The 11,784-nt window shown below is 67.8% G+C and carries 10 protein-coding genes; 5 read left to right on the top strand and 5 right to left on the bottom strand.

Features of this window, described 5'->3' with window-relative positions; all coding sequences use genetic code 11:
* Positions 1 to 59 precede the first annotated feature (59 nt).
* The 4 genes from ACIO3S_RS20415 to hemQ all read right to left on the bottom strand — a co-directional run bounded on the left by ACIO3S_RS20415 (position 60) and on the right by hemQ (position 6,366).
* Entirely contained in the window at positions 60 to 1,001 is a 942-nt protein-coding gene (locus tag ACIO3S_RS20415; protein ID WP_400467457.1) for a pentapeptide repeat-containing protein, read from the bottom strand.
* Between the two features lie 102 nt (positions 1,002 to 1,103).
* A complete protein-coding gene (locus ACIO3S_RS20410) occupies positions 1,104 to 4,766 on the bottom strand; it encodes an RHS repeat-associated core domain-containing protein (protein ID WP_400467455.1) in 3,663 nt (1,220 codons plus the stop codon).
* A gap of 10 nt (positions 4,767 to 4,776) precedes the next feature.
* Entirely contained in the window at positions 4,777 to 5,490 is a 714-nt protein-coding gene (locus tag ACIO3S_RS20405; protein WP_400467453.1) for a WXG100 family type VII secretion target, read from the bottom strand.
* 156 nt (positions 5,491 to 5,646) lie between these two features.
* On the bottom strand, positions 5,647 to 6,366 hold the full coding sequence (gene hemQ, locus ACIO3S_RS20400) for a hydrogen peroxide-dependent heme synthase (RefSeq protein WP_160027130.1): 720 nt from the start codon (positions 6,364 to 6,366) through the stop codon (positions 5,647 to 5,649).
* Between the two features lie 72 nt (positions 6,367 to 6,438).
* Between hemQ and ACIO3S_RS20395 the strand changes: the two genes are divergently transcribed.
* The 5 genes from ACIO3S_RS20395 (at position 6,439) to ACIO3S_RS20375 (ending at position 10,343) form a co-directional block, all read left to right on the top strand.
* The gene (locus ACIO3S_RS20395) at positions 6,439 to 7,359 is read left to right on the top strand and encodes an alpha/beta hydrolase (RefSeq protein ID WP_400467451.1); all 921 of its coding nucleotides are present in this window, start codon (positions 6,439 to 6,441) and stop codon (positions 7,357 to 7,359) included.
* 197 nt (positions 7,360 to 7,556) lie between these two features.
* On the top strand, positions 7,557 to 7,853 hold the full coding sequence (locus tag ACIO3S_RS20390; protein WP_400467449.1) for a flagellar protein FlgN: 297 nt from the start codon (positions 7,557 to 7,559) through the stop codon (positions 7,851 to 7,853).
* A gap of 12 nt (positions 7,854 to 7,865) precedes the next feature.
* Positions 7,866 to 9,074 carry a hypothetical protein gene (locus ACIO3S_RS20385; protein ID WP_400467447.1) on the top strand — a complete coding sequence of 403 codons (1,209 nt, stop codon included), beginning with the start codon at positions 7,866 to 7,868 and terminating at the stop codon, positions 9,072 to 9,074.
* Positions 9,074 to 9,715, top strand: coding sequence for a hypothetical protein (locus tag ACIO3S_RS20380; RefSeq protein ID WP_400467445.1), 642 nt, complete (start codon positions 9,074 to 9,076; stop codon positions 9,713 to 9,715). The genes ACIO3S_RS20385 and ACIO3S_RS20380 overlap by 1 nt, the downstream gene beginning before the upstream one ends.
* Positions 9,708 to 10,343 carry a protein TPRXL gene (locus tag ACIO3S_RS20375; protein WP_350715230.1) on the top strand — a complete coding sequence of 212 codons (636 nt, stop codon included), beginning with the start codon at positions 9,708 to 9,710 and terminating at the stop codon, positions 10,341 to 10,343. The genes ACIO3S_RS20380 and ACIO3S_RS20375 overlap by 8 nt, the downstream gene beginning before the upstream one ends.
* Before the next feature lie 3 nt (positions 10,344 to 10,346).
* On the opposite strand, the gene hemG is transcribed toward ACIO3S_RS20375, so the two are convergent.
* Positions 10,347 to 11,651, bottom strand: coding sequence for a protoporphyrinogen oxidase (hemG, locus tag ACIO3S_RS20370; protein WP_400467443.1), 1,305 nt, complete (start codon positions 11,649 to 11,651; stop codon positions 10,347 to 10,349).
* Positions 11,652 to 11,784 lie beyond the last annotated feature (133 nt).

The raw sequence follows: 11,784 nt of genomic DNA, 5'->3' as shown, positions 1-11,784 counted from the left end.
TGCTGATCGGATCAGCTCAGACTGTCCGACCGCTCCGAGCCCTACGCCCTCGAGCCGGGTCAATGATCCCTCTGGCCCTCGCCGAAGAGCGCGGCCTCCATGTCGACGGCGTACGCCGGTTGCTCCCACTCGGCAAGATTGACGACGACGAACGGTGTCCCGTCGGGTAGCAGCACGTTCACCTCGTCCAACAGCCGACGGAGCCCCTTCGCGGCGCCGCTGTTGCCGCGGCCGTCTTGGGCCTCCAGCCATCCGGCTGCCTTCTCGACCACGTCCGCCGGCTCCAAGATCACCCGAACCTTCGGATCCTCTGGCCACGACACGCCCTCCATCGTGCACGTGCGGAAGCCGGTGAACATCAGCTTGCTCCGCGAGAGGTCCACCCGCCGCATCACGACCGACTCCTGCTCGGGGAACGGCAGGTCGCGCGCCAGGCCCGAGCGCTTGCCGTCGAAGATCACCTCGCTCAGGTCGGTGGCGAACATCGTGTCGCTGATCGAGCAACGATAGAACTCGGTGCCCTTCATCTTGGTGTCGGTGAAGGTACACCTGGTGATCGTGACCCCGGACCACATCCGACGACCGAGCTTGGCCTTGCTGAAGTCCACGTCGATCCACGTCGGCCACGAGTCGGCCGTCGCTCCGCCCACGGTGGCCTGTTGCAGATCAGCACCGACGAGGCTCGTCCGACTGCCCTCGACTCCCAGCAAGCGGGAGTTCTTCAGGCTCGCCTGATCGAGGATGCAGTCCTCGATCACGACGTCGAAGAACCATAGACCCGAAAGATCTGCGTACGTCAGGTCGATACCGCTCCAGCGCACGCCCCGCAGCTCGCGCACGTCACCCGCAGGAAACGTCGGCAGGCCACGTAGATCGACGCGCCCGTCGAACGTCCCGATGCCTTCCGGCAGCGGCGCTGCCGTGTCCGACAGCCAGCGCGCAGCGGCCGCCGCCAGCCCTGGCTGATCCCTCCAACGCTGCGTGACATCCTTCTTGCTCACGTTGAACTCGTTCCTAGTCGTGTGTGTCGGAGACGCGCCACTACCTTAGGACATTGCTGAGAGGGCCGACTGCCAGCCGACGACGCTCCCGCGCGCGTCCCACTAGTTCGTGAAGAGTCCGTGGCCCTGTCCCCAGTCGGCGTTGTAGTCGCGCTCGTGGGCTCTCATCTCTCCTCGCGTGGTGATGTCCCACCAAGCGTTCGGGCCACCGTCGATCGAGTAGAAGTCCGGGCCGTATCTGAACCGTGGAGTGACGCCCACGTTGATGTTGGGGTCGGCCTCGACCTGCTGTTTCACCCAGTTGTCGATCCGCTCGCCGCGGAATATGGCTTCGAAGAACTCGTTGCCTTCCTGGTCGGCCAGGTGTCGCTGCGCCGGCGTGAGAGTGATCTCCCCTGCGTCGAACTTTCTGACCGCTTCATCGACATATGCCTGGAGCCGGTCCCTGATGTCGTCGCGGCACGGCGAGAGGCCGAGCGGGTCGTTCCAGGTCGTCGGGTTGTGGACGTAGGTGTTCGGGTTGAGCGCGGGCGCGAGCCCCAGCGGGTCCTGGCTGAGATAGCGCGCCGTCGCCGGGTCGTAGTAGCGCTGGTGGTTGTAGAAGAGGCCCGTCTCGTCGTCGGCGTACTGGCCGGCGAAGCGGAGCGGGGTCGCCGACGACTCGGGAGACACACCCCAGACCGTCCGGCGGGCATGCCAGGCGAGTTCTCCGTCGGGGGTCACCAGCTCAGAAGGTGCTCCGGCTAGATCGGTCACGATCGAATAGAAGCGGGCGTCGACCTCGTCCTGGGTGAGCTCAACCTGAGCGAGGGGCCGGTAACCCTGGTGCACCCATGAGAGGGTGTCGCCGCTTTCATCGGTCTGCTCGATGAGGACGGGGCCGTCCCAGGCGAAGAGGGTCTCCTCGACCACCTCGCCGGACTCAGCGTGGCGGCGCTTGGCGACGCGGCGGCCGAGGGCGTCGTAGAGGTAGGTCCAACGGGTGCCGTCGGGAGTGCGCACGGCAGTGAGGCGGTCGTTGGCGTCCCACTCGTAGAGCCACGTGTCCGGTCTCTCGGAGAGCCGGGTTCGAGTTTGGCGAACCAGTCGGCCTTGGGCGTCGTAGGCGTAGCGGCTGCGGCCGGCGCGAGTGAGGAGGGTGCCTTCGTAGTCGCGACGCTCGGTGTCGCCGCCGCCGGCGGCGGAGCGGGTGATGTTGCCGAGCGGGTCGTAGGAGTACACCTCGGACACGGAGTCGTCGAGGGCGACCGAGGTGATCCGATCGGCGAGGTCGAGCTCGAAGCGGCGGGCGCCGGTGAGGCGGTCCTCGACTCCGATCAGACGACCGGCGGACTCGTACGCGTAGGTGCGCTCCTGGAGCACATCACCCGGCGTCGAAGTGGTCTCCCGCTGGAGGCGCTGGGTCAGGGGCTGACCGAGGAGGTCCCAGGTCTGCTCCAGGACTAGATCGCCGGTGGTGCGGCGGGTCTCGCGGCCGGACAGGTCGTGCTCGAAGGCGATCTCCTGGCCGGCGACGGTCATCCGCTCTGGGGCGAGGCCGAGGCCGTATGACCACTCGGTCTCGACGCCCGCGGGCGTCAAGCGACGGGTCGGTCGACCGAGGGCGTCGTACGTCTTGGCCACGCGCCGACCGTTGACCGACTCCGCCAGCACCCCGCCGAGCGGATCACGCTCGATGACCAGATCGACGCCTGGAGAGGTCGCGCGCAGGAGACGACCGAGCGGGTCGTACGCCATCGTCGTGGTCTGGTCGCCGGCCTGCTCGGTGACCACGTTGCCGAGAGCGTCGTAGTCGTAGGCCAGCCGCTGACCTGCGCCGTTGACCTGCTCGACCATCTGGCCGGCGGCGTCGTAAGCGTAGGTCAGCGTCCGGCCGTTGTAGTCGGTCTCGGCTGCAAGACGTCCAACCTCGTCGTAGTCGTAGCTCCATGTCGCACCCTGAGGACTGGTGACGCTGGTGAGCCGCAGCTCGGGGTCATAGGCGTAGCGCGTGGTCGCGCCGTCGGGCGTCATCACCTCGGCGGGCATGTCGAAGTGGGTGAATCTGGTCATGGTGGTACGACCAGCAGGATCGGTGTAAGAGACCGGGTTGCCCTCGCCGTCGTACGTCCAGGCCTCCCTCGAACCGTCCGGCAGGACCCGAGAAGCGAGCTGACCGTCGACGGTCCAGGAGTAGGCGGTGCGGGCGCCCAGGGCGTCGGTGCTGGCGACGACTCGGCCGAAGTGGTCCCGCTCGAACTCGGCCCAGCGCCCGTCCGGCCCGACGACCCGCCGCGGCAGACCGGCGGCATCGGTCTCGATGGTGCGGACTCGACCGAGTGGGTCGGTGACCGAGGCCAGGTGACCGTGCTCGTCGTAGCCGAACTCGGTGGTCGCACCGTTGGCGTCGGTGGACGAGGTGCGCCGCCCGGCCTCGTCGTAGCTCAACGTCGTCACGGACCCGTCGGGAAGCACGTAGCTGGCCGGTCGCGGCCCCGCTACGGTGTCGACCCACTCCATCGTGATCTGGCTACCGTCCGGTCGAGTGACCTCCATGAGGTTGCCGGCTGCGTCGTAGGCGAACGTCGTGCGGCGGCCGAGCGGGTCGGTGCGCGCGAGCAGCTGGTTCTGCCCGCTCCACTCCGAGCTGGCGGCACCACCGAGCGGGTCGATTCTGGCGACGACCTGGAAGCGGGAGTTGATCTTGAACGTCGTGGTGAGTTCACGGGAGTCGGTGACCCTGGTCTCACGCAGGCCGCTGGCGTTGGGCTCGCCGTACTCGAACGTGTTCCGCATGACGCCGTCGGAGCCACCCTGGCTGACACAGCGGCCCTGGGTGTCGTAGACGTAGTCGTAGAGGGTGCCGTTGCGGTCGACCCAGCGGGTCACACGGTGCTGGGTATAGGCGAACTCCAGCTCCTCGCCGGAGCCGTTGACGACTCCGACCAGATCGCCATGGTCGTCGTAGCGGTAGCCCGTCACCTGTACGGCGTCGGCACCGTCAGGACGGGTCACAGACAACCCGGTGACCCGGTTTCCGGTGGTCACCACCTGAACCCGATACCCCGCACTGTGGGTCACCTCCGCGGGTGCGCCCTGCTCGTCACGGGTGAACCGGATCCAGTCGCCGGACGGGTTCGAGATCGACGACAGCCAGGCAGTCCCGCCCACGGCGGCGCCGAAATGACGGGTCTCCCCGGTCGCCGTGTCCAGCACGCGATAGCCACCATCCTCGGTGGCCTGCAGCCGGAGCGGCCCGCCAGCGACCGGCCGGGCGTCCTCGCCGACCGTGAGGTTCTTGAAGACATGCGCCCTGGTGTCGGCGGCCACCACGACCGCTGAACGTCGTCCGACCAGATCGGTGTGGACATCGATCCGCTCGTCGAACGTCGAGGACCACGAGAGGCCGAACCAATGACCGTAGGTCCAGTCGCTCGAGTGCTTCCGACTCAGGACCAACGGGAGGTCACCCGGCAGCGTCAGGTCGGTCTGCTGCAGGAAGACCGCGCCCGTGGCCACATCGACCGGGTCACCACAACCCTGCTGGTCACGACTTCCGTCCTTGTCCGTACCGCCCTTGTCCGAGGGCAGGCTGTCGGTCCGGCCGGGCTTGTCGGAGCCGGATCTCGCCATGTCGCTGTCCAGGTCGCGACGCGCCTCCGCGTGCTTCCGAATCCCGTCGGCGACGTCGTCAGCGTTCTTCTTCAAGGACTGTCCGACGTCGCTGAGAGCCTTGGTCGCCGCTTCCCGGAGCTCCTCGACGACGTCATCCATCTTTCTGGCCATGGACGTTCTCCTAGGAATCGAAGAAGGGCAGGGCGGACACTTCAGCTGCGAACGTGGCGCAAAGGTCGTACTGGTCGGCGCCACAGTCGCTGAGCGCCGTTGCGATCTGCTCCATCAGGTCGTAGCTGAGCTTGGTCGCCGCAGTCGCCTCGCCGTCGGTCACGATCGGAGCCTCCGCGATCGACATCGCGAGCTCGGTGATCGTTCCTGTCAGTGGCTCGGTCACCATGCTTGCGACCTCACCCATCACCCCTTCCATCGCTATGTCGGTGGCGATGTCGAGCGCCTTCTTCCGAGCGGCGATGATCGCTGCGTTGCCGACCACACTCAGGCCTCCAGTGACCACAGCGGTCGCGGCGGCTGCAGCGATCTGTGCCGCCGTGATCGTCAGCTCGGCAACGACCTTCATCTTCAGCGCAACGATCGCATCAGCGGCGACATCGATACCCGTTGCGACCCCGGGCAGTGCGTCGAGCAACCCGTCCATGTTGGCCGTCCGGTTATCGGTCCACGCCCTGATCAGCGCGTTCACCGACTGTGCCGTGGCCCCGTCACCGAGTTCGTTGATCCGGATCTCCAGCTCATCGAGCGTGCCGCGCAGGTCTGACTCCAGACCTCGCAGCAGCTGTGCGGCATCGCGGACCGCGTCTTCGTTGACGTTCGGCCACTCGTACCCGAGCAGGTCGAGTACGAAATCCAGCTCCCCAGGGATGGTCATCCCCACGTCTCAGCCCTCCCCGTCGTCCTGCGGACATGTCATAAGCCCATGACGGGATCGGCACACGAACCCGAGCAGGAGCCACCGCGACAGATGAGGTTAGTGGAGACTCACGAGGCCGGACAGGGAATTTCCGAGATCTTCCGACCCGTCACGGATGCGTCAGGGAAGGCGCTCCAGGAGGTCGCCGATCTCGACGCGGGCACCGGTGTAGAACGGCACCTCCTCGCGTACGTGACGGCGGGTCTCGGAGCCGCGCAGGTGACGCATCAGGTCGACGATGCGGGAGAGGTCGTCGGCCTCGAAGGCCAGCATCCACTCGTAGTCACCGAGGGCGAAGGACGGGACGGTGTTGGCCCGGACGTCCGGGTAGTCGCGGGCCATCTGGCCGTGCTCGGCGAGCAGGCGGCGGCGCTCCTTGTCGTCGAGGAGATACCACTCGTAGGAGCGGATGAACGGGTAGACCGCGACGTAGTCGTGAGTGCGCTCGTCGGCGAGGAACGCGGGCAGATGGCTCCGGTTGAACTCGGCCGGGCGGTGCAGCGCCATCTGCGACCAGACCGGCACGAGCCGGCCACCGAAGGCGGTGCGGCGCAGGCGGTGGTAGGCCGACTGCAGCTTGTCGGAGGAGTCGGCGTGCAGCCAGAACATCACGTCGGCGTCGGCGCGCAGGCCGGCCACGTCATAGGTGCCACGCACCACGATGTCCTCGCCCGCGAATGCGGCGAAGAGCTCCTCGACCTCGACCGCCTCGGCCTTGCGGTCGGCGTCGCCGAGGGTCTCCTCGAGGGAGAAGACCGACCACATCGTGTAGCGGATCGTGTCGTTGAGCTCGTTGATCTTGGCTGCGTTGGACTTGATGTCGGCCTGCGGGTCGGTCATGCCCCCTATTTTGCGCTACCGCCGGTCGCCGATCCGCGCCGGGCTCCATCCTCCGGCCTCTAGGGTGTGGGCATGCTGCCGCTGCGTACCCGCATCTTCGCCTTCCTCCAGGAGCGCCTGGTCAAGACACCGCTGAACGCCGAGGAGATGATCGCCCTGCGCGCCCAGCGCGAGGGGCTCCGCACCGGGCCGGTCACCGCGTTCCTCTTCGGCCGTCCCGCGGAGGTCGAGATCAAGGAGACGTACGTCGACGGGCGCCGGTTCGCGATCTACACGCCTCCGGGCGTCAGCGAGGGCGCACCGGTGGTCATCAACTACCACGGCGGCGGCTGGTGTCTTGGGACGCACGAGCAGAGCGCCTGGGTGTCGTCGCACGTGGCCGCGGAGACCGGCTCGATCGTGGTCGCGCCGTCCTACCGGCTGGCGCCGGAGCATCCGTTCCCGGCTGCCGTCGAGGATGCCTGGGCCGCCTTGGAATGGGTCTCCAAGAACGCCGCCGATCTGGGTGGGGACCCGTCGCGGATCGCGGTGATGGGCGACAGCGCCGGCGGCAACCTGGCAGCAGTGGTGTCCTTGATGGCTCGTGATGCGGGTGGGCCGTCGGTGCGGGCTCAGGTGCTGATCTACCCGGCGGTGGAGATGTACGAGAAGTTCCCCTCCGAGGCGGCCAACGCCAACGGGCCGGTGCTCACCTCGACGCAGATGAGCACCTTCGGCCACCTCTACATGGGCGAGCGCTACGGGGACGAGTCCTGGCAGGCCTCTCCCCTGCGTGCTGCGTCGCACGCCGACCTGCCGCCTGCCCACATCATCACCGCGCTGCACGACCCGATCCGCGACCACGGCACGCGGTACGCGGAGGTCCTCCGTGCGGCCGGGACGCCGGTCTCGCTCGTGGACTACGACACCGCGTTCCACGGGTTCATGTCGCTTCCCGGGGTTGCCCCGGCGGCCCGGAAGGCTCTCGACGGGATCGTCGCGTTCCTGCGGTGAGATCATCAGGAGTTTTCTACATTCGCTTAGGAGTTTGTTAACCCTCGGCGCCGGGCCGTGTTGTAACGTTCCACCCAGGTGTCCGTCGCCAGGTTGTCTCGGGTTGTGCGCCACCTGGATCCCCCCATTCGCCTGCGACTGAGAGCGCTTTCGCGAGTCCTCGGCGAGCCCTGCGCGTACCGGAAAGGCGTAGCGACATGCCAGACGTCTCCATCAAGATCGAGACTCTTGATCAGACGGTCAAGAAGCTGGATTCGATCATCGATGAGTTCGACCACGCGGTCGGCAATGCCGACGCGCTCGAAGGCGCCATCGGGAACCCGTTCCGGCGCGGCGAGCTACGCGGTCAGGCCGACGACTTCGAACAGCGCTGGGACATGAAGCGCAACGATCTCAAGGACGAGCTGTCCGACGTGCGGGACCACATCAAGGGCGTCGTCGAGGGCTTCCAGAACTGGGACAGCGAGACGGCTCTCCTGTTCCAGCAGAAATAGATGGAGTGAGTCATGGATCAGTCACCCAAGGGGCGGGAGATCCAACCCGTCACCGGCGACTCGGCGGTGATCGTCGCTCGCGGCAACAAGATCGAAGAGCTCGGCGAGCAGATGTCCGAGGCGGCCACCGTGCTCGAGCAGATCGCCACCGGAGAGCTGGCCGACGGCCAGATGCAGGGAAAGGCCGTCGCTGAGCTTCAGGACAAGATCGGTTCCTCCTACGAGACGTTGCGGGAGGCCAGCGAGCTGTACACGCCCGTCGGACCGCTGATCGCGGCGTACGGCAAGAGTCTCGGCGAGGTCCAGGCCAAGATGGGGCCGCTGGTCGAGTCCTGCACGGACAAGTGGACCACCTACGAGGGGCTTCCGGGAGACCGCGAGGAGGACGACGCCGAGGGGCAGGCGAAGAAGGCCGCGTACGACGAATGGCAAGACGACGCGGAGAGCTGGGACGCCCAGTACGACACCTGGGAAGACGCCTATGACCTCGCGGTCAACGGCATCGGCAACGAGATGGCCGGCAGCATCAAGGACGGCTTCTGGGAGATCTTCGGCTTCCTCATCAACATTCTCGAGGCCATCGCCATGGTCTTCATGATCGCCGGGCTCTTCCTCGGGGGCATCGTCGCCGTCATCGGATTCGCCCTCGGCGCCTTGGTGCTGATCGGCAAGATCGTCCAGGCGTCAGCCGGCAAATGCGAGGTGACGGACGTGCTCTTGGCGGTTCTCGCGGTGCTCCCCTTCGGAAAGCTCGGTCAGATCGGGAAGGCCTGGACAGCGATGGGGAAGGGTGCCGCCTCCGGCGGGAAAACCGCCGGCGCGGCCGGACGAGGCTACGGAAACTTTGCTCTGAAACGAGCGGCGCCGCTGAACCCACCTCCCGTGAACGTCACGTTCGGCGCCAAGTTCAAGACCGCACTCTCCATCTCCACCGGCTTCAGGGAGGTCCCCCGGACCAGGGCCGCTTGGATGGCCAACCCGTTCAAGCCCCCCAAGGACATTCCCGTGGGCATCATGAGTGGCTCCGACATCGCTACCGGGATGGCCATCTACGGGGGGATACGCACAGGGACCTGGGGCCAGAAGGTCGGGGCTGGCTTCGACGGGCTCAGCGGCCTGGGGAAGTGGGCAGGCGAGTGGTACGGCACCACCTCGACGAGCCAGGCGCTGAACGAGCGGCGCACCAATGACCAGCAGAGCGCACAGCCCTCGGAGGGATGATGCCGGAGACATGGGAAGCTGAGATCGCCCAGCCATCGGAGCGATGGATCTGGGTCCCGAACGCGGGCGAGCTCGACACCTCGGGTGCGGAGACGTGGGTCGAGGACGTGCTCGCCTCGCTCCGCGACACCTGGGACGGCGAGTGGACCGACGAGGTCGACCCCGGCGCGCGTGCCCTGCTCGCCCACCACCTCGCCGGCGACCTCCACCCCGGGACGCTGGCCGCGATGCTCCACTGGCCGCTGCCCGCGCCCGTCGTCAGCCGGGTGCGGGTCGTACTCGGGGGCGGCGAGCCGACCTCGCCCGAGGAGTGGCGGCAGCAGGGCTTCGACGTCGATGAGTACGCCGGGGCCGCTCTCGGTCCCGGACTGAGATGCCTCGCGTCCAGGACCGGAGAGATCGACGGTGAGACCGTCGAGTTCCTCACCGGCATCTTCGTCTTCTCGACGCAGGAGATCAGCGTGATGGTCGTGGTCGAGGCAGGCGCACCCGAGATCTTCGGTCTCACCATCGCGGACATGCCGCTCTTCCTCGCCGAGCTCGAGGTCGTACGCCCCGATGGCACCCCGTTCTCGGCAGAGCCGGTCCCCGGCATGCTGAGCGACCCGTTCGACGTCTGGGAGGACTCGTCCTTTGTCTGAGGCAGCACCCGCCCCGCAGTCCTCGCTACGCGAGCTGCTCGGCGGCACCAAGGAGCCGGAGTTCGAGCTGAGGCTCCTGCCCGGCTGGGAACGACACTCCCCGGGCGAGGCAGACCGGGCCGCGATGGACGCGGCGTTGAAGAAGCGCTTCATGAGCATCAACAGGCCCGAGCTCCACGCCTCCATGCGGGTGCAGCTCGATCAGGCGTACGCGCTCATGAAGCAGCATCAGGTCAAGGCCTACTTCGCCGCCACCGCCGAGACCGACAGCCTCGCCATCATCCCCGGCGCGATCGTCGCGACGACGTTCCACGCCCACAACGGAGGGACCCTCGACACCCACGTCGCCGCGATCATCCGCGACCACGGCGCCAAGCCGTTGTTCGGCGACAAGCGGTTCATCAGGTACGAGCGCGAGTCGACCAAGACCGCCCAGGGCGACGAGCCGGTGGTTGCGACGACGATCGTCTACATGACGCCCGTCCCCGGCTCGAAGCGACGCCGGGGGCTCCAGCTGACCGCGACGATCGCCCGGCCGATGGACATGGCCGCGACCGACGAGAAGTTCCTGGCGTGGAAGCTGGCTCTGGACGTCTGTGTCTCGACGCTGCGGTGGGTGCCGGCCTGAGGTTCAGCTGACGTCCGCAGCGGCGCGGTGCGCCGAGGCGATCGTGGCCGGGATGCCGACGCCGTCGTAGGAGGCCCCGGCGAGGGCAAGTCCGGGGACGCCGCGGAGTCCTTGCCGGATCCGGGCGACCCGGTCGAGGTGGCCGACGGGATACTGCGGGAGCGCGTCGGTCCAACGCTGGACGTGCACGTCGGACGGCTTCGCGGTGATGCCGGCGATCTGCTCCAGGGCCGCCAGCGAGTCGGCGACGAGCCGGTCGTCGTCGTCCGAGGGTGGCTCGCCGTGGCGTCCGATGGACGTACGCAGGTAGTTGCCGCGCTCCCCCACCCAGGCCCACTTGGCGAAAGAGAAGGTGGAGGCCTTGATCGCGCAGTCTTCGACGGGCGGGACGAGGAATCCGGACCTGCCGGCCAGCTCCGCCGGGAGCTCGGGGAAGGCGAAGGTGATCACGGCGACGCTCGCGGTCTCGATCCCGGACAGCTCGCGCGCGACCGCCGGGGCGGTCGAGCGGAGCAGCTTGGCGGCGACCGGAGCGGGGGTCGCGACCACCACGGCATCGGCGGCCTCCACCTCGTCGCCGGTCTCGATCAGGAAGCCCTGCGGAGTCCGGGTGACGGTGTCGACCTGGGTGTCGAGCCGGATGTCGAGGCCCTCGGCGAGGGTCGCGGGCAACCGGGACATCCCGCCGTCGATCCCGGCGAAGACCGGGACCGTCGAGTTCGGGAGCGCGGCCGCGGCCTCCAGCAGCGACCCCTTCTCGGCCAGCATGAACAGCTGCGGCGCAGCCGCCTTCACCGAGATCGCGCGGGCATGGCCGGCGTAGACCCCCGCGAGCAACGGCTCCGCCAGCCGGTCGGCCGTCTCGTCCCCGAAACGGGCCGCGATGAAGTCACCGACCGAGATGTCCTCGTCCGTCTTCGCAGGCGGGAGCGTGGGTTCGCGGCGTACGACCTCCAGGGTATCCTCCGAGAGAAGACCCGAGGACTCCAGCGCGGCCAGGTCGAGGGGCACGCCCATGATCGACCGCGGGATCGGCCGCAGCGCGCCGCGGGACCAGATCGACGACTTCGCCTCGGTCGGGTGGACCACGTCGAGGCCGACCTCACGAGCCAGGGACACGCCTTCCGGCCGGCGGTTGAGCATCGCCTCGGCGCCGACGTCGACCGTCTGCCCGGCCACGGACTCCCCGCGGATCTTTCCGCCGACCCGGTCGGATGCCTCCAGCACGGTGACCCGGTGGCCCTTCAGGGACAGATCGCGGGCCGCGGTCAGCCCGGCGATCCCTGCTCCGACGACGATGACACGCACAGCAGCAGTCTCCCATCCCCGTGGTCGCCCCTAGTGCCGAGGCGTCACCCCGGTCGGCCGAGACGGCACCGAAGTGCCCAATCGGCCGACGTAAGTGCCGTCTCGGCCGACGTAGCTGACGCCTCGGCGGGTT

This window comes from Nocardioides sp. NPDC087217 (assembly GCF_044744805.1).
Classification (GTDB): Bacteria; Actinomycetota; Actinomycetes; order Propionibacteriales; family Nocardioidaceae; genus Nocardioides.
The sequence above is the reverse complement of the archived record's forward strand: the minus strand, read 5'-3'. Positions and strand labels throughout refer to the sequence as shown.

What these genes read in the sequence shown, in the direction of transcription:
- ACIO3S_RS20410 (WP_400467455.1), bottom strand. Translation starts at nt 4,766, where the DNA reads ATGGCCAGAAAGATGGATGACGTCGTCGAGGAGCTCCGGGAAGCGGCG.
- hemQ (WP_160027130.1), bottom strand. Translation starts at nt 6,366, where the DNA reads ATGACCGACCCGCAGGCCGACATCAAGTCCAACGCAGCCAAGATCAAC.
- ACIO3S_RS20395 (WP_400467451.1), top strand. Translation starts at nt 6,439, where the DNA reads ATGCTGCCGCTGCGTACCCGCATCTTCGCCTTCCTCCAGGAGCGCCTG.
- ACIO3S_RS20390 (WP_400467449.1), top strand. Translation starts at nt 7,557, where the DNA reads ATGCCAGACGTCTCCATCAAGATCGAGACTCTTGATCAGACGGTCAAG.
- ACIO3S_RS20385 (WP_400467447.1), top strand. Translation starts at nt 7,866, where the DNA reads ATGGATCAGTCACCCAAGGGGCGGGAGATCCAACCCGTCACCGGCGAC.
- ACIO3S_RS20380 (WP_400467445.1), top strand. Translation starts at nt 9,074, where the DNA reads ATGCCGGAGACATGGGAAGCTGAGATCGCCCAGCCATCGGAGCGATGG.